16 protein-coding genes are annotated in these 17,638 nt (G+C 66.0%); 3 read left to right on the top strand and 13 right to left on the bottom strand.

Annotated features, from left to right (window positions below; genetic code table 11):
• The first annotated feature begins 48 nt into the window (after positions 1–48).
• Positions 49–480 (top strand): hypothetical protein, encoded by a 432-nt coding sequence (locus BSF38_RS24465; RefSeq protein WP_076349701.1) that lies wholly within the window; start codon positions 49–51, stop codon positions 478–480.
• A gap of 55 nt (positions 481–535) precedes the next feature.
• Here the strand turns inward: BSF38_RS24465 and BSF38_RS24460 are convergent, their stop codons facing one another.
• Positions 536–1,858 carry an MFS transporter gene (locus BSF38_RS24460; protein ID WP_076351420.1) on the bottom strand — a complete coding sequence of 441 codons (1,323 nt, stop codon included), beginning with the start codon at positions 1,856–1,858 and terminating at the stop codon, positions 536–538.
• Positions 1,859–2,016: 158 nt separating this feature from the next.
• On the opposite strand from BSF38_RS24460, the gene BSF38_RS24455 reads away from it, so the two are divergent.
• On the top strand, positions 2,017–2,472 hold the full coding sequence (locus tag BSF38_RS24455) for a winged helix-turn-helix transcriptional regulator (RefSeq protein ID WP_076349700.1): 456 nt from the start codon (positions 2,017–2,019) through the stop codon (positions 2,470–2,472).
• Positions 2,473–2,558: 86 nt separating this feature from the next.
• Here the strand turns inward: BSF38_RS24455 and BSF38_RS31525 are convergent, their stop codons facing one another.
• The 11 genes from BSF38_RS31525 to mutL form a co-directional block, all read right to left on the bottom strand.
• Positions 2,559–2,735, bottom strand: coding sequence for a hypothetical protein (locus BSF38_RS31525; RefSeq protein WP_168189451.1), 177 nt, complete (start codon positions 2,733–2,735; stop codon positions 2,559–2,561).
• Positions 2,736–2,753: 18 nt separating this feature from the next.
• Positions 2,754–4,832, bottom strand: a complete 2,079-nt coding sequence (fusA, locus tag BSF38_RS24445) for an elongation factor G (RefSeq protein ID WP_076349698.1) — start codon at positions 4,830–4,832, stop codon at positions 2,754–2,756.
• A gap of 168 nt (positions 4,833–5,000) precedes the next feature.
• Positions 5,001–5,732 (bottom strand): 1-(5-phosphoribosyl)-5-[(5-phosphoribosylamino)methylideneamino]imidazole-4-carboxamide isomerase, encoded by a 732-nt coding sequence (hisA, locus tag BSF38_RS24440; RefSeq protein WP_076349697.1) that lies wholly within the window; start codon positions 5,730–5,732, stop codon positions 5,001–5,003.
• Between the two features lie 82 nt (positions 5,733–5,814).
• Positions 5,815–7,125, bottom strand: a complete 1,311-nt coding sequence (locus BSF38_RS24435; protein WP_076349696.1) for a S53 family peptidase — start codon at positions 7,123–7,125, stop codon at positions 5,815–5,817.
• Between the two features lie 238 nt (positions 7,126–7,363).
• Positions 7,364–7,969 (bottom strand): imidazole glycerol phosphate synthase subunit HisH, encoded by a 606-nt coding sequence (gene hisH, locus BSF38_RS24430; protein WP_076349695.1) that lies wholly within the window; start codon positions 7,967–7,969, stop codon positions 7,364–7,366.
• Between the two features lie 124 nt (positions 7,970–8,093).
• Positions 8,094–8,756, bottom strand: coding sequence for a hypothetical protein (locus BSF38_RS24425; RefSeq protein WP_076349694.1), 663 nt, complete (start codon positions 8,754–8,756; stop codon positions 8,094–8,096).
• 63 nt (positions 8,757–8,819) lie between these two features.
• A complete protein-coding gene (locus BSF38_RS24420; protein ID WP_076349693.1) occupies positions 8,820–9,191 on the bottom strand; it encodes a hypothetical protein in 372 nt (123 codons plus the stop codon).
• Between the two features lie 124 nt (positions 9,192–9,315).
• Positions 9,316–10,266, bottom strand: coding sequence for a prepilin peptidase (locus BSF38_RS24415; protein WP_076349692.1), 951 nt, complete (start codon positions 10,264–10,266; stop codon positions 9,316–9,318).
• Complete coding sequence (locus BSF38_RS24410; protein ID WP_076349691.1) at positions 10,257–10,841, bottom strand: shikimate kinase; 585 nt, start codon at positions 10,839–10,841, stop codon at positions 10,257–10,259. The genes BSF38_RS24415 and BSF38_RS24410 overlap by 10 nt, the downstream gene beginning before the upstream one ends.
• The gene (gene aroE / locus BSF38_RS24405; RefSeq protein WP_076349690.1) at positions 10,838–12,340 is read right to left on the bottom strand and encodes a shikimate dehydrogenase; all 1,503 of its coding nucleotides are present in this window, start codon (positions 12,338–12,340) and stop codon (positions 10,838–10,840) included. The genes BSF38_RS24410 and aroE overlap by 4 nt, the downstream gene beginning before the upstream one ends.
• 166 nt (positions 12,341–12,506) lie before the next feature.
• Positions 12,507–14,489, bottom strand: coding sequence for a DNA mismatch repair endonuclease MutL (gene mutL / locus BSF38_RS24400; protein ID WP_076349689.1), 1,983 nt, complete (start codon positions 14,487–14,489; stop codon positions 12,507–12,509).
• 669 nt (positions 14,490–15,158) lie between these two features.
• Here mutL and BSF38_RS31520 point away from each other — a divergent pair.
• Positions 15,159–16,184 carry an HD domain-containing protein gene (locus BSF38_RS31520; RefSeq protein ID WP_168189450.1) on the top strand — a complete coding sequence of 342 codons (1,026 nt, stop codon included), beginning with the start codon at positions 15,159–15,161 and terminating at the stop codon, positions 16,182–16,184.
• Positions 16,185–16,224: 40 nt separating this feature from the next.
• On the opposite strand, the gene BSF38_RS24385 is transcribed toward BSF38_RS31520, so the two are convergent.
• On the bottom strand, positions 16,225–17,592 hold the full coding sequence (locus BSF38_RS24385) for a sigma-54-dependent transcriptional regulator (protein WP_076349687.1): 1,368 nt from the start codon (positions 17,590–17,592) through the stop codon (positions 16,225–16,227).
• Positions 17,593–17,638 lie beyond the last annotated feature (46 nt).

Genomic DNA, 17,638 nt, shown 5'->3' with positions numbered 1-17,638 from the left:
GTAGACTTTTCGTCGTCCTCCCGATCCTCGTTCGGTTCGTGCTCCATCATGAATAGCTTTCCTCGCAATAAGCAAGAACTGCCGGACAACTGGGGCTACGACCTGCTCCGTTACGGCAATGAGGAGATCATCCGAGGCTCGGACACGGGAACTCTCGTCGCCTTTGGCGCGATCGCCTTTCAAGAGCTGAAAGGCGAGGGACTGCCGCACCAGCATTTCGGATGCGGCATGCTGCTGTTCAGCGTCTTGCTCTGCGCCGTGGTGCATTTCGCGGTCGGCGGGGCGACCATCGGCCGCGGTCAGCATATCATCAACGGGGAACAGGAGACGCGCGGGAACTATTACTTCCGCAAGACGAACCAGCTCATCGCGTGGATCGCGGCGGCCCTTCAGTTTATCATGACGGTCATCGGCATCCTGCTCGTTCTCAAGTCCACCCCGCCGCCGTTCCTCGAAAAGCACCTGATGTCGTGGTTCTGACTTGCTCCACCCAACGGAGGCTTGGACGAGTATTGCCTCCGCCGGCCCATGCCCTTCACCCCTCAAGGCAAGCGCCGAGCATGAGGCGAGAGCTGGAGTCCGACGTCGACGCTCCAGGTGCCCATCGCATGGTGAGCGCCCAGAATGCGAGAGCGAGGGCGCTGTAGAACGCTCCGAGCAGGCACACGCCAGTCCAGCCCGCCCACGCATACGCGGCGGTCGAGCTGATCGAACCCAGACCGCTGCCGATGGAATAAAAGACCATGTAACCGGCGACGAGCCGACTGCGCGCGTCCGGTCGGACGGTGAAGATCAGGCTCTGGTTCGTGACGTGCACCGCCTGAATCGCCAGATCCAGGAGGATTACGCCGACGATCAGCGCGGAGATCCACTGTTGCGTGAGGCCGATCAGCATCCACGACGCTAGCAACAAGGTCAGACCGACGCCGGTCGTCCAGTTCGCCAACCCACGGTCGGCAAGGCGACCCGCCCTTCCCGCCGCGAGCGCTCCCGCCACCCCCGCGAGGCCGAACATCCCGGTCGTGGTATGCGAGAGTGACAACGGCGGCGCGCTGAGGTGGAGCACCAGGGAAGTCCAGAAGGCGCTGAACGCAGCGAAAATCAGCATCGCGATCCCGGCGCGGATGCGCAGAATCGGCTCCTCGACGAACAGGACGAACACCGAACGCAGCAGACGTGGATACGACGGCGACAGGCCCACGCGTTCATGTTCCGGCAGAACCCGGAACAGCGCACCGGCCATGATCAACGTGAAGATCGCGGAAGTGAGGTAGACCGCTCGCCAGCCGGCGAGATCCACCAAAAACCCGGCCACGACTCGCGCCAGCAGAATGCCGAGCACCACGCCGCTCGTTACCGAGCCGACCACGCGTCCGCGCTCTTCGCTGGCAGCCAAGGTCGCCGCGAACGCAACCAGCGTCTGCACCACGACGGCGAGAAACCCGACCGTCGCCATACCCGCCAGCAGCACCCCGATATTCGGAGCGAAGGCCACTGCGACGAGCGCCAGCACGGACGCCAGCAACTGACCGATGATCAGTCGGCGGCGGTTCAGCAGATCACCCAACGGCGTCAGCAAGAGCAATCCCAACGCATATCCTGACTGTGCGGCGGTCACGACGATCCCTACGGAACCATCACTGATCCGGAATTCGCGCGCGACGGCGTCTAACAACTGATGCGCATAGTAGACGTTGGCGACGCTCAACCCGGCGGCGATCGCAAAGAGAAACACCAACGGACCTGGCACCGATGGAGCCGCGGCGGATTCAGCCCTGTCGCTCCTCCCGCACGCCGATTGCACAGGCTCCCCGACATCCCCGCCGGTGGTCAACCTCTGAACGTTCTCGACCGACATCATCGGCTCTCCTCTGCAAAATGGTTGCATAATGAAACCGCTTGAACTCTAGCGAATTTGGTTTTATAATGCAACCAGAATTGTCGGGCAGTCGGGCGGCGGCCCTATGGCGTCGTGACGGCGGTCACGTGTGGCCTGGCCGTTCATAGGAGGGCGAAATGGTTAAGCGGACGAGTCTTGAAGGAGCGGAGTGCCCCGTCGCCAGGTCTCTGGACGCGATTGGCGATTGGTGGTCGCTCTTGATCATCCGCGACGCATTCGACGGCTTGCGCCGTTTTGGCGAGTTTCAGAAGAGTTTGGGCGTCGCGAAGAACATTCTAACAGCCCGTTTGCGCGCGTTGACCGCCCACGGAATCCTGGAGCTTGCGCCTGCGTCCGACGGTAGCGTGTACCAGGAGTACGTTCTGACGCCGCGAGGGCGCGGGCTCTTCCATGTGGTGGTCGGACTGAGGCAGTGGGGCGAAGAGTCCTTTTACGAGCCTGGCGAGACCCACTCGGTGCTGGTTGACCGCGAGGGGGGGCTGCCCGTCCGCAGGTTGGAGCTTCGGTCGGAAGATGGACGACTCCTTGGTCCAGCCGATACCATCGTGAAGAAAGCAGCGGACTCGACATGACCGGCGCGGTCCGCATTGCGGCCGCGGCATTGCCTCGGCGTCGGGACGTCGACACCGAATGGGAATGGTCTTGCTCCTGCGACAGCTCAGACTGCCGTAAGCTCCACCTGTCCGGCTTCTTCCACGTCTTCCAAGCCGTGCGATACCGGTATCTGGCGCTCCTGGACGATTGGTCCATCGCCGAGAATCAGGACGAAGTGGATGCGCTGAAAAGACAAATCCGCATTTGAGCTGGAGGGACGACGGGCCGCGCTGGCTGCCATGCGGCCCGTCGTGTCGGCTCATTCTTCCTCGACGCCCGCGCGGCTTCGCTGATAGCGGTCGACGATTTGCTGCTGGATGTTGGGCGGAACGGCCTCGTAGCCGTGCATCTCCATGGTGTACGAGCCGTGTCCCGAGGTCATGCTCTTGAGGGTGGACGCGTACGAGAGCATTTCGGCCAGCGGGACGACCGCCTGGATGGTCTGCTGGCCGGCGGACAGGGTTTCCATCCCGGTGATGTGTCCCCGGCGGGTCGACATGTCGGCCGAGATGTCGCCGAAATGGGCCGACGGAACAGTGACCTCGACCGACACGATCGGTTCGAGCAAGACGGGATTCGCCTTCTCGAACGCCCGGCGGAACGCGTGGTCGGCGGCCGTCTTGAAGGCTTGTTCCGAACTGTCGACCGGGTGGTCCTTGCCGAAGTAGACCTCGACCTCGACGTCGACGACCTGGTTGCCCGAAACCGCCCCCCGGTCGAGCCGTTCGCGGACCCCCTTCTCGACGGCCGGGATGTACTGGTTGGGAATCGTTCCCCCCTTGACCGCGTCGGTGAACGTGAAGCCCTTGCCGCGCTCGACCGGGCGGACGCGGAGGTGGACCTCGGCGAACTGGCCGCGACCGCCGGTCTGCTTCTTGTGGCGGTAGTCGGCCTCGGCCGGCGTCGTGATCGTTTCGAGGTAGGGCACGTGCGGGATGTGCGTCGTCATCTCCAATTTGTAGCGGTTCTTGAGTCGCTGCTGGATGACGTCGAGGTGCAGGTCGCTCATCCCCGAGATCACCAGCTCGTGCGTCTGGGCGTCGCGACGGATGGTGAAGGTCGGGTCCTCGTCGGCGATCTTGGCCAGTCCCGCGGAGATCTTGGACTCGTCCTCGCGGGCCTTCGGCACGACGGCGCGGGGGACCATGGGGGCGGGGAACTTGATCGGCGAAACCTTGAGCTGGCGGACAGACGTGTTGCCGCCGACGTTGCTGACCGTGTCGGAAACGTGGAGGTCGTCGAACTTGGCGATCGCCACGATGTCGCCGGCGATCGCTTCGGAGACCTCTTCCTGGGCCTTGCCTTGCAGAACGTAGACGTGCCCCGCCTTGCCGGTCTTGCCGCTGCGGAGGTTGACGAGGTTGGTGTCGGGCGTGATCCGGCCGGAGAGGATGCGCAGAAAGCTGAGCTTGCCCATGAACTGGTCGTTGGAGGTCTTGAACACCTGGGCCACCAGGGTGCCGTCCTCGGCGGGGAGGATCTCCTCGTCGGAGGCGTCGCCGTCGTCGCCGCGCGTACCGAACCGATGGACGTCGCTGGGGCTCAGGCCACAGGTCGTGATCAGGTCGAGCAGCTCCTTCACGCCGAGATCCTTGCGAGTGCAGACGCAGAGGATCGGCACCAGCTTGCCCGCGGCGATGGCGTCGTGCGCGGCCTTGCGCAGCTCTTCGACGTCGATCGATTCGCCTTCGAGATAGCGCGTCATGAGGTCTTCGTCGGTCTCGACGATCTGCTCGACGAGCATCTGGTAGGCTTCGCTGGGGGCCAAGGGGCAGTCGGCCGGGTCGTCGTCGTGGGTCTGGAGGACGTCGATCACGCCTGAGAAGCTCGCCCCCTGGCCGATCGGCACGTTGAACGGCACGCACGAATTACCGAAGGTTTCGCGGATCGCTTCCAGGTCGGAGCGGTAGTCGACGTTGTCGGCGTCCATCTTGGTGATGGCGATGAATCGGCCGAGGCTCAGCCGCCGAGCCTCGTTGAACAGCCGCCGGGTGTTGACCTCGATGCCGGCCGGTCCCGAGACCGCCAGCACGACGTTCTCAACGGCGGCCAGAGCGCTCAGGGCGTTGCCGATGAAGTCGGGGTAGCCGGGGGAGTCGATCAGGTGGACTTGCTTGTCGTTCCAGGCGAGGTGGCCGAGGTGGCAGTCGATCGTGAAATGTCTGCGTTTTTCTTCGTCGTCGTAATCCAGCGTGCTCGTTCCGTCGTCGACCGATCCTTTGCGCTGCGTGGCGCCTGCGGCGAATAAAAGGGCGTCGGCGAGGCTGGTCTTCCCCGACGCCCCATGTCCAGCGAGGGCGACGTTCCGGATGTCCGCAATATGATACGTCGTGGTCATGGATGTTATCCTCGTGATTGAGGTTCATGTGTACGCACGAAGGCACGAACAAGCGCGGAAGGTCCTCCTTTCCCGGTTCGGAGACGGGGAAGCGACGAAGGAGATCGAGATTTGAGCGGAACCGCGGAGCGAGATGAGAAGAACGACTCGACGATCCGGACGGACTGATCAGGAACGGGAAGGCGAGCCGCCCGCCCTCGCCACGGCTTCCGTCAGCGAGAAATTGCCCTCGTACAGAGCCCGGCCGACGATGCAACCGACCACCGGCAGCGTCGCCAGGCGCTCGATGTCGACGAGTCCGCCCACGCCTCCCGAGGCGATGACCGGCGTCTTCACGTGCCGGCAAAGCGCGCCGGTCGACTCCAGATTCGGCCCTTCGAGCGTGCCGTCGCGCGCGATGTCGGTGTAGATGATGGCCGCCAGCGGCAGGTCGTCGAACTGCTCCGCCAGCAGCGGCGCCGTGACGTTCGACGTCTCCAGCCAGCCGTCGGTCGCGACCCGGCCGTCGCGCGCGTCGAGGCCCAGGATCAGGCGGCCGGGAAAGGTCTCGGCCATGGTCCGGAACCATTCGGGATCGCGGAGCGCCTGCGTGCCAACGATCACCCGTTCGATGCCGGCGTCGAGCCATGCGGCGATGGTGCGCTCGTCGCGGACGCCGCCGCCGAGCTGACAGGGGACTGACACGGCGCGGATGATCGCGCGGACGGAATCGACGTTGACGGGACTGCCGGCCTTCGCGCCGTCGAGATCGACCAGGTGGATGCGGGTCGCGCCTTCCGATTCCCAGCGGGCCGCCATTGCCGCGGGGTCGTCGCCGAACACGGTCTCGCGATCGTAATCACCCTGGCGGAGACGCACGCACAGGCCTCCCCGCAGATCGATGGCCGGGATAACTTGCATGGATCTTCACCGAAACAACGGACAGGAATTCAATTCCCCCACTGTAGCCGTCGCTGCAAGTCGTCGCAAGCACCGAGCGAGGCTATCGCGAGGCGGCCGCCGCCGCTTTTCGAGCCGTCGTCTGGGCGATCAGCCGGCTCCAGCGCGCGGCCGCCAGATGGGGCCGCGGCTGGCTCGCCGCCTTGCGCCGAACAATCACGACCTTCTTCGGGCCCTTCGCGGCGAGGACGGGGCGGGCGGGTGCGACGGGAGGCGTCTGCGTCTGCGTCTGCGGCGTCTGCGTCGTCGATGTCAGGTCGGTGCTCACCGAGGCGATCGAGATCAGCCCGCGAATCACCGCATCCCCCCGAGGCGTCCCCAGGCCGGCCGCCAGGCTCCCGACGCGTCCCGACGCGACCTGGTTGAAGCTGGAACTTGGCAGGCCGTACAGCAAGGGCAAAGTCTGCGAGCCGCCGTCGAGGCCCGGTTTGCCGTCGAGGGCGCGTCCCTGCGCGACGATCGCGACGATCGCCGCCCACGCCGGCGTGCCGAGGCTCGTGCCGGCGACGACCTGCCACGAGCCCGTCGTCGCGCCAGGAGGCGTCGAGTAGACCTGGACGCCGGTCTCGGGATCGCTGAGGAACGAGACGTCGGGGACGCTCTTGCCGCCGGTCTTCTGGAGCGACCGTTGATAGCTCGGCTCGGCGGTGATCCGGCTGACGCCGGTGCCGCTGTCGGCCCAGATCGCTTCCGACTGATACCCGCCCGAGGCGTCGAGGGTCAGCGTGGTTCCTCCCACGCCCAGGACGTTCGGCGAGCTGGCCGGGTAGACCGCGCCTTTCCCGGCCCCGCCGTCGCCGCTGGCCGCGACGAACGTGATCCCGGTGTGTCCGGCCGGGGTCGTGAACAGGTGATCCAGGGACTTCTGGCTGGCCGATTCCGGCAGGCCCCAGCTCATTGAGACCGCGACGACCCCCGGCGTATTCCGGGCGACGTTCACGGCCTCCATCAGGTCGGTCTGGGTATCGGATTTCGCTTCGACCATGAGGATCGACGCGCCCGGTGCCAGAGCGTGCGCCCACTCGGCGTCCAGCGCCGACTCGGACGCCCACGCCGCGTTGGTTTGCGAACCCGCCAGGTTGACGACGGTGAGCTTGGGGTCGGGCAGGCCGAACGTCCGGCTGAATACCCCGAGATCGGCCGGGAGATTCGGATTGTGGAACGCGCCGATGATGGCGATCGTCTGCCCCGAGCCGTCTCCCGCCACGGCCTGGCCCGACGGCGAGGTCAACGTGATCGGCCCAAGCCCGTACGCGGCGGCGATCTGCGACGGTGTGAAGCCGGACGGCAGACTGCGGTCGTCAAGGGGCTCGACCCCCGGACGGAGGCGGCGGCCGCGCTGGCGGCTGATCATAACTCCACTCCTCCGACGAACATGCGGCCGATCGCTGGTCGATCCATCGACCCTGCGTAGGTCGCCGCTCCCTCCTTGCCCCTGTCGGTGGAAGCGGCACACCTGTCATCGGTTATCGCATGCCTCGAACCGCCCTACGGACGGGCCTGTTTACGACATGGAGTTGCGGTCGTGCCGAAAATACGAGTCGGTCGGATTCGATCGATCCGGCGGGGTCGAGAGCAGCCTTCGCGGCGGCTCAGCGCCGGGCGAAGTTGGCGTACATCGTCAGGCCGATCTGCTGGCTCTTTTCCGGGTGGAACTGGCAGGCGGTGAGGTTCTCGTGGTTGACCACCGCGGTGATCGGTCCGGGGTAGTCGGTCTCGGCGGCGACGTCGTCGGGGCGGTCGGCGATGGCGTGATAGGAGTGGACGAAGTAGACCGACGCTTCGGGACCGACGCCCTCCAGGAGCGGGATCGGCCGGCGGATCTTGAGCGTGTTCCAGCCCATGTGAGGGATCTTCAGACCCGGCTGAGACCTGAGCCGGACGACCCGGCCGGGAATCAGCCCAAGCCCCCGGAACTCGCCGTCCTCGAAGCTCGTGGTGAACAGGAGCTGAAGCCCGAGGCAGACTCCCAGGCAGGGCTTGCCGGCTCGGACGGCCTCGGTGAAGGCCTCGTCCATTCCGGTGCGCCGCAGTTCGGTCATGGCGTCGGCGAACGCGCCCACGCCGGGAAGGACGACATGCGAGGCCTGGCGCACCCGGTCCGGGTCGGTGGTGATCTCGGCGGAATGGCCCACGGCCTCGATCGCCTTCTGCACGCTTCTCAGGTTGCCCATCCCGTAGTCGATGATGAAGATCATTCCGCCCCTCGGTGTTCAAAATCCGGCTGCTCTGCGACCAATCGTACCAATCCGATTTCTCGCCCGGCAACTCCGACACGCTCTGGCCCAGGAGCGGTTCGCCGCATGCGCCGAGGGCGACGCCTCAGCGCTTCGCGGGGGCCTTGGCGTCGGCACCATTGGCGACCGGCAGCCAGTTCACGTTCTCATCATCGATGTTCAGGGAGACCGAGTCGTCGGCGGGCCGCTTGGGGCGCGGCTTTGCGCGGCTGGAGCTGGAACGCGGCCGCGGGTCGTCGTCAATCTTGAGCGGCGGCGGATCGTCGTCGTCGTCCACGGTGGAGATCTGCGCGGTGGGGGGCTTCCTCGGTTTAGAGGTCTTTCGGCCCGCGGGCAGCGTCCGGGGATGGGCGGGAACCTCGTCGACGTCCAAACCGCGATCCCGCATGGCGTTGCGGGCGTCGTCGAGCTTGGCTGTGAGCGTGCCGGTGTGCATCTGCTCCTGGACGAGCCGATCCTCCATCGTCCGGTTCTCTTCCTTCAGCCGGGCGACCTGCGTCTTGAGCTGGTCGTTCTCGTACTCCAGATGGCTGAGGCTGGTCTTGAGCTGACCCGTCGACGGGCCGCCGGTGATGTACGACGTGCGACCCGAACAGCCCGACGAGACGAGGGCGGCCACGCACGCAAGCAAGCCAAGCCGCGCCGGCCCGAACGCCCCCCGCGGCGAGCCGAGGGCGCGCGACCACGCGGCGAGCCGGGGGCTCGCGACGTTCACCAGATCAGCGTTCAGCGGCGTTGCGCGGTCCACGACATCCTTTCAACGGATCGGAATCGGGATCGGAGATGGCATCTAGTCCTATCTTCGGTCATTTCACCATCCGGAATTCGGAAACCCTTCCTCGGTTTTCGAAGCATAGTCCGCTGGAGGGCGATCTTCGTCGAGGATCTTGGCGTTCTGCGGGTCCGAGGGGTTTTGCGGCCCCCGGATTCTCCGGAGAGCGAAAAAGACCGTCATGACCAGAATCGTCACCAGCGACCCGCACAGGGCGCTCAGCAGGATGATCACCCCGACGGTGCTGTCGAACATGCCGAGTCGGAAGGGCAAGGCGACCGTCACGGGGGCGCCGTTGGCCCAGATGAACCAGAGCATCAGGCCCAGGAGGACGGCCGAGCCGATCAGACGGCGATACACCCAGAAGTTGCGGATGATGGAAGGCCGCCGACGTTTATATTGATAGGCCATGTCCTCAACCTCCTCGGTTCGGGTCGCCGACCCGCCCCAAGCCTCGGCGGGGCGATCATGCGGATTCTAGCCTGAACGCCTACTCTCGTCGCCCTGACTTTCGAAGCCAGGACCGCCGATCCGATCAGCGGGGCGGCCCGACCTTGACGCCGAGCAGCAGCCAGAAGACGGTGCGGTACATCTCGAAGAGGTCCCCCGCCCAGAACGGCCAGAGCCAGTTCCAGGAAAGCAACAGGGCGACGGCGGCCATGCTCAGGTAAGGCCCAAAAGGGATTTCGCGATCGGCGCTCGATAATTGGCCGCCTCGCAGCCGCTTTTGCAGGTAGGTCGTCAACTTGAAGAGGGCGTGGGCCAGGCCGAAGAACGGGGCCAGGAAAAAGGTCAGCACGGCGGCTTGCCACCCCAGGAACGAACCGATCATCGCCATCAGAGTCACATCGCCGAAACCCATCGCTTCGCGCCGGAGCAGCGCCGAGGCGAACGTCCGGACCCCGGCGGTCAGACCCGCCCCGACCAGAAGGCCGACGAACCCGACCCAGAATCCCCCTCCGTAGCTGGAAGCCGTCCCCGGAAGCGGCCGGATGTCGGGCGACATCGTCCCGATCAGCAGGCCCAGCACCATGCCGGTCACCGTCACCTGGTCGGGGATGATGTATAAGTCGTAGTCGATGAACGTCGCGGCGACGAGCAGGGCCGTCAGCAGGGCGTGGTAGGCGAACGTTGCGAGCGACGCCGTCGGAATCTGGCCGTAATCCCCCCTGACGGCGCAGAGGACGTCCGTTACGTAGAGCCCCACGAACAGCAGGCCGACGAGGGCCTCGATGAGGGGGTATCGCATCGAGATCGGCAGACCGCACGTCCGGCATTCCCCGCGAAGGGCGAGCCATCCCACGATCGGGACGTTGTCGCTGGCGGCGATCGTCCCGAGGCAGCGGGGGCATCGCGAACTCGGCCAGATCACGCTCTTTTGCCAGGGAATCCGGTAGATGCAGACGTTCAGGAAGCTGCCGACGACGCTGCCGACGACGAACACGCCGAACCCCAGAAAGACCAAGATCGGCCAGGTTACGAACACGGATGCGGTTCCTGCGGAGGACGGGGTTCGGAGCAGCGGGACCAGTCTTCGAGGATCCAGTCGGCGATCTCGTGGGCGGGCTTCCCCTCGGTCTCGACCGAGGCGTGGGCGACTTCCTCGTAGAGCGGCGTCCGGGCGGCCAGCACGTCGGCGATCTCGTCGAGGACCCCGCCCGAGGTCAAGGCGGGTCGGGTGCTTCGGGTCCGGGCGTCGGCTTCGAGGCGGCGGACCAGGATGTGAGGCTCGGCCCGGAGCCAGACGACCCGGCCGAACGACCGCAGCACCCGGCGGTTGGCTTCCCGGAGGATCGCCCCGCCCCCCGTAGCCAGGACCGCGCCCGGCCGGGCCTCGGCGACCTCGCGGAGCACGCGCTCCTCCCAGTCTCGGAAGGCCGGCTCGCCCGACTCCTCGAAGATCGCCCGGATCGACCGCCCGGCGCGGGCCTCGATCTCGTAGTCGGCGTCCACGAACGGCCGGCCCGACCGCTCGGCGAGCAGCCGCCCGACGGTCGACTTGCCCGTGCCTCGATAACCCACCAGCACCAGACCCTCGCGGCGGCTCAGTAGGGCGTTCATTCGTCGCGGAGCGGCCCCAGCTTGCGCTTCAGGACCGACCTCATCAGGTCGGTGGGGGCCTCTTGGCCGGTGTAGATCTTGAACTGAAGGGCGGCCTGACGCACAAACATATCGACTCCCGTCAGCGTCGTGCAGCCGCGCTCGCGCGCCAGCTTGAGCATCATGGTGTTCTCGGGATGGTAGATCGTGTCGAAGACGACCAGGCTCGACCGCTGGAACGCCGAGGGGGGCAACGGGGTGTCGTCGACGTTTGGGTGCATGCCGACGGGGGTGCAGTTGATGACCACGTCGGCGATCGACGTCGCCCGCATCGACCAGGTCACGGCGCGGCAGCCGACCTCTTCCGCCAGGCTCGTCGACCGCTCGTCGTGGCGGTTGGTGATGGTCACGTTCGCCCCCCGGCGCGCCACGCCGAAGGCCATCGACCGGGCCACGCCGCCGGCGCCCAGGATCAGGACTTGCTTCTCGAGCAGCGGGCTCGGCGCCTCGGGGTCCTCGCTCTTGCCCATGACGGCTTCGATCGAGTCCATCGCGGCCCGGTAGTCGGTGTTGTAACCGGTCCACTTGCCGTCCTCGTTCAGCGCCACGGTGTTGCACGAGCCCGTCCGCTCGACCGAGTTCTCCTTGTGCTGGAGCAGCGGGATCACGTCCACCTTGTGGGGGATCGTGACGCTGCACCCCTTGATTCCGACCCACTCCAGGTCCTCGTAGAACGTCTCAAGCTCCCCGGCCGGGACCAGGAACGGCGCCATGACCTTGTTCAGGCCGAGTTGGCGGAACGACGCGTTATGGATGGCCGGGCTCAGGCTGTGGCCGATCGGGTCGCCGACGACGCCGTAGACCTCGGTCTGGGCGTCGATCTGGTCGTAGAAGTAGTCCTTCTTGAGGCTCGGGAAACTGAGCATCCCGGCGGCGAAGACCCGCTCGGGGTTGAAGCCCGCGTAGGTGAACGGAGCGCCGTACTTGGCCCCCAGAATCCTCGTGAACGTACCGACCTCGCCCATGGCGATGGCGATCGTCGGACGCTTGGAGGTCGCGCCGAGCTTCAGGACGCGGGCGGCGTCGGCGAAGTTGTGGGCCAGCGTGGCGATCTTGACCACGTCCGGGTCGCAGGTCGCGCACTGCTCGGCGACGTCGGCCAGGTCGATCGGGGTGTTCTTGAGGTTGTGGTGGCTGACGATTCTCTTGGTTTTGCCGAATCGGCGGATCTTGTCGGCGATGTCGTTTTCAAGGTCCACGTAGTCGACGCCCAGCGCGATCGCCTCGCGGAGCAACTGCTGGCGCTTCTCTTCCTGGCCCCGCCACATGCCGCCGTCGGCGCCGCGACGGATCGTGAAGACCATCGGCGTCGGCCGGTCCTTGAGGATTCGCTTCAGGTCCGGCTCGCGGCGGAGGCAGTCGACGCGCAGCTCGACGAGCTCGGCACCGGCTTTGGCCGCGGCCTCCCATTCCTCGACGAGCGAGGTGTGTCGTCCACGACCGATTGTTACACAGATCATCGCCGGATCGCTCCCCGCTCTGGGAGAACTCGTTTCGCCTCGCCTCGCGCCCGCCCGAACCCTCGAAAAACTCGCGGCGGCACCCCACTATGAGTGATTCTACGCCAGCCGCGAAGATCGAGAAAGAGGGACCTCGCGGTCGGCCCGGTTCCCCGCTCGACATGTTTCAAATTCGCCCGAACTGCTTCTCCAGCTCGCTTTTGGTGAAAATCAAGGCCGTCGGCCGACCGTGCGGACAGTGGTGGGCGTCGGCGGCCAGCTCGCGGCGATCCAGCAGGGCGTCGATCTCCTCGGGCGTCAGCCGTTGCCCCGCCTTGATCGCGGCCTTGCAGGCCACCATGTGCAACAACTCGGCGACCAGCCCGTCGCGGGTCGGCGGCAACGGCTGGGTCGCAAGATGCTCGGCCAGGTCGCGAACCAGCCGGTCGGGCTGCATCCGCGAGAGCATCACCGGCGTGCTTCGGACAAGCACCGTGTCGCGACCGAACCCCTCGACCTCGATCCCCAGCTCAGCCAGCAAATCCGCGTGTTCCAGCAGCGTCGCCGCCTCGTCGGCGGCCATCGGCACCGGCTCGGGGACGAGCAGCCCCTGCGATTCGACCCGGCCGTCGGCCACCTTCTTCCGAAGCTCCTCGTAAAGAATCCGCTCGTGAAGCGCGTGCTGGTCGATGACCATCATCCCCTCGTTGGTCTCGGCGATCAGGTAGCTGTCGTGAACCTGGATCGCCTTCGAGCCCGCCCCCTTCAGCTTCAACTCCGCGCCGATCGCCTGGGCTGGCTCGACCGGGGGCGAGGCCGAGGCGGGCATGCGGCCCCCCGCCCCTCGGTCTTCCTCGTCGATCTCCACATCGGCCGCCTTCGCCCCGGCGAACTCGTCGAACGTCGGGCCCGAGGCGAACTCGAATCGGCCGGGGAGCGACCGCGACCACTCGGGAGGCTGGATCTGGCCGATGTCGTCGGGGAACTTCGGCGGCTCGCCGGCGGGCCGACGGCTCGTCGGCTCGAACCACGACGCCACCGCCTGGCGGTCGGTCGGCCCCGAGCCCAGGCCGTACGGCGAATCGCTCGATCCGACCGACGGATTAGGGGGGGGCGCGACCGGGCGGGGAGCGGATTCGGCGGGCTGCTCGGCGGGGACGGCTTGCAGCCGGCTGTGGAGGTCGCTGGCGAGGAAGGTTTGCCGGAGCGTCGACAGCAGATGGCTGTAGATCCGCTGGGGGTCGCGGAACCGGACTTCGATCTTGGTCGGGTGGACGTTGACGTCGACTTCCTCGGGGGGGATTTCGAGGTTGAGGAACGCGATCGGGTTGCGGCCGACCATGAGCAGGCCGCGATAGGCCTCGTTGAGAGCATGGCTCAGGGAGCGATCGCGGACGTACCGGCCTCCCAGGAAGAGGAACTGGTTCTTGGTGCTCGACCGGCTCTGCGACGGGTGGCCGACGTACCCCCAAAGGCTGATCCCGTCGAGCCGGCCCTCGACCCAGAGGAGCGACTCGGCCAGCTCTCGGCCGAAGAACGTGGCGATCCGGTCGCGGATGCCGGTCACCGCCGGCAGGTCGTGGACGATCTTCCCCCCCGACCGGAACGTCAGGTGGACCTCCGGATGGGCCAGGGCGATCCGCGAGAACGTCTCGGCGACGTGCCCCGCCTCGGTGCCGTCCGACTTCAGGAACGTCCGCCGCACCGGGGTGTTGAAGAACAGGTTGCGGACCTCCATCACGGTGCCCGGTGGACCGCCGCAACTCTTGATGGGGCCAGCGATTCCGGCTTCGATCTGGATTTCCGACCCTTCGTCGGCGTCGGCCCGCCGGGTCTGGCAACGGAGCTTGGAGATCTCGGCGATCGCCGCCAGCGCCTCACCTCGGAACCCGAGCGTGCGGATCTTGTGGAGGTCGTCGACCTCCGAAAGCTTGCTCGTCGCGTGCGGTTGAAACGCCAGCAGCAGGTCGTCGGGCGCCATCCCCTCGCCGTCGTCGGCGATCCGGATCAGGTCCTTCCCTCCGCGCTCAACGCTGACCTCGACCCGCCTGGCCTTGGCGTCGATCGCATTCTCCATCAACTCCTTCACCACCGACGCCGGTCGTTCGACGACCTCGCCCGCGGCGATCTGATTCACGACCGACGGCGACAACTTCCGAATCACGCCCATCCCGGCGACCTCCGCTAACGCCCCTGCCCTTCATCATCCTCTATTTTACCTGCTGATCTTGCGTACAGAAAGCAGCGTTTCCGATTCCTCGCCCTTCTCCCGACCGACGACTCCGAGATTGGGTTCGTTCGTCGCCGAACACCGCGCCCCATCGGTCAGAAACACCCTGGACGGCGTTGGGTTCGTTTGCTCGAAAACCGCTGGAACCGGCGTCCGTCGCCGTTGGGTTCGTTCGGCCCGTGTTTCACCGAGTCAACCTCGTGGAACGGGTGCCTCCAGTCGTCCGAAAGCTTTTGGCCATAATCGATTAACGATCCATAGGCGACCGACTCGCACGCTGGTGGATTGGCTTCGATCGGCCGAAAACGAGGCCCCATTCAAGCTCCGGCGAGCTTCGGCGGTTGGCCGGGGATTGGGTTCGATCGTCCCCCAAAGCGGCTCTGTCGAGGCTGACCATCGGCTCGCTTCGACCCGATCGGTCGGAGGCGAGATTGGGTTCGATCGCGCCGATTTCGGCGTCGCCGAGGCGGGGAGGTTGCGGCTCTTCGTCCCGTTCGGCCGACCGGGTCGGCGTGGGCTGACAACCGGATTGGAAAAGAGCGCGGCGGGCGGGAAGAGAACCTCCCACTATGAATCTACTACCGATTGCGACTCATCGGATGACGACCCGTGAAGAAAGCCGATGGAAAAGCGTGGCGGACGGCAAGAGTGTTCGGCACGAAATTTGAGGTGGGGTTGAAAGCGATCCGATCTGTAGCCGGCCTCTGTGAGGTCGGTTCCATGCGCGGTTGTGGAGTGCGGCGGCTTGCCGCCGCGCTGAACAACGCGGCCCATGCGGGACAAGCTCCCGTACTCCACAAGAGGAGGCTAGTTTGGTCCCAAGGCGCGCGTCCCGGCCTCACAGAGGCCGGCTACAACACTCCACAAGAGGAGGCCGGTTCGGTCCCAAGGCGCGCGTCCCGGCCTCGCAGAGGCCGGCTACAATCCTGCAGTCGGTCCCAAGGGCTGCGATACGATGGAGGGCCGCAATGGGTTATTGACGTCGACCGCGATCGGTTCGTCCCACTTTGGGATGGTCTTGCGCGGAAGTTAGGGATTGGCGACGAGCCCAGATCGGCCGTCGGGCGGGAGCTTGTCGAAGCCTACAGCAGCGAGGATCGGCACTATCACGGCGTCAGTCACATCCTGACGATGCTCGATGCAATCGAGCGGTTCGAGGCCCGATTTCAGGACCCGGACGCGGCCCGACTCGCGGCATTCTTCCACGACGTCGTCTATCTCCCCGGACGTACGGACAACGAGCAACGCAGCGCGGAGCGATTGGCGTCGTTGCTCGCCGAGGTCGAGGACGCCCAGGTCATCGACAGGGCTTGCGAGCTGATCATGGCGACCGGAGAGCATCGGATGTCGGGCAATCCGAGCGTCGACCTGTTCATCGACGTGGACATGTCGATCCTCGCCGCGTCGTGGCCGGAGTACTCGAAGTACGCGGAAGGGGTGATGCGGGAGTACACCCCCGCCTCCGGGGATCAAGCCTACCGCAAAGGGCGCGTTGAGCTCTTCCTGAACCCGATCCTCGCACGGGGCTCCGTCTTCGTGACCTCGACGTACGCGCCGCTCGACGCGGCGGCGATGACGAATCTGGCGACGGAACGGGAGATCCTGGCTTCGGGTGGCCGATTCGACGTCTTGTAGGCGCGCCGAGACGTGGAACGCGACCCGATCCCGCCAGGTCTCAGGCGGAATATTCCTTGATCTTGCGATAGAGCGTACGCTCGCCGATGCCGAGGAGCTTGGCGGCTTCTTCGCGGTTGCCGGCGGTGAGCTTGAGGGTCTCGGTGATGTAGTGCTTCTCGATCTCTTCGAGCGACTTACCGATGAAGTGGTCGACCCCGTCGTGACGGTCGCCGGGGAGCGAGGCCGCTCCGGTTTGCAGGTCTTCGGTCAGGTCGTCGAGGTCGAGGACGCCGTCGTAGTCGATGACGACCATGCTCTCGATGACGTTCTTCAACTCGCGGACGTTGCCGGGCCAACTGTACTGACGGAGAATCCGCCGCGCGGCGGGGGTGATCGACGTGATTTTCTTGGCGTGGGACGCCGTGTGCTCCTTGAGGAAGTGGTCGATCAGCAGATCGATGTCCTCCCGGCGCTCGCGAAGCGGAGGAAGCTTGACGCTCACGACCTTGAGGCGGTGGTAGAGGTCTTGCCGGAACGCGCCCGAGGCTATGGCGCTGCCGAGGTCGCGGTTGGTGGCCGAGATCAGCCGGACGTTGACGTTGATGGGGTCGTTCGTGCCGACCCGGACGATCTCGCCGCTTTCGAGGGCGCGGAGGAGCTTCACCTGGGTGCCGATCGGGATGTCGCCGACCTCGTCCATGAACAGGGTGCCGCCGTTGGCGTGCTCGAACCACCCCTTGCGCTCGCGATCGGCCCCCGTGAACGCCCCCTTGACGTGGCCGAACAGCTCGCTTTCGAGGATGTTGTCGCTGAGCGCGGCGCAGTTGAGGGTGACGAACGGCTTGTAGCGGCGCGGGCTGTTGTTGTGGAGGGCCTTGGCGACCAGCTCCTTACCGGTGCCGCTCTCGCCGGTGATGAGGACCGAGGCCGACGTCGGCGCGATCTGGCGGAGGCGGGCGACGACCGTATGCATGGCCGGCGAGTTGCCGATCACGCCCTCGAAGCCGAACTTCTCGTTGAGCTGCTTCTGAAGCTCGATGTTCGACCGGGCCAGCCGCTGCCGCTCCGACGCCTTGTCGACCACCGTGCGAAGTTCGCCGATGTCGAGGGGCTTGGTCAGATAGGTCGTCGCGCCAGCCTGCATGGCGGTGACGGCCGTCTTGATCGTGCCATGGCCGGTGAGGATGACGACCTCGGCGTCGGGCAGCTCGCGCTTGGCCTTGGAGAGGATTTCCAGACCGCCGATCCCGCCCATGATCAGGTCGGTGATGATGATCTCGAACGTCTGCTCCTCGATCAGGCGCAGGCCTTCCCGGCCGCTGGTCGCCACGACGCATTCGTAGCCCACGCGCGCAAGGCTTTCGGCCACGGCCTCGGCGTGGGGTTCGTCGTCATCGACCACCAGGACGCGAATCTGCTGGTCCATCGGACTGCCTGGTCTCTCCAGATCGGCGGGATGAGGTTGAACGCGC

The organism is Paludisphaera borealis (assembly GCF_001956985.1).
Classification (GTDB): domain Bacteria; phylum Planctomycetota; class Planctomycetia; order Isosphaerales; family Isosphaeraceae; genus Paludisphaera; species Paludisphaera borealis.
Note: the sequence above shows the minus strand (reverse complement) of the source record. Positions and strands in the feature narration are given on the sequence as shown.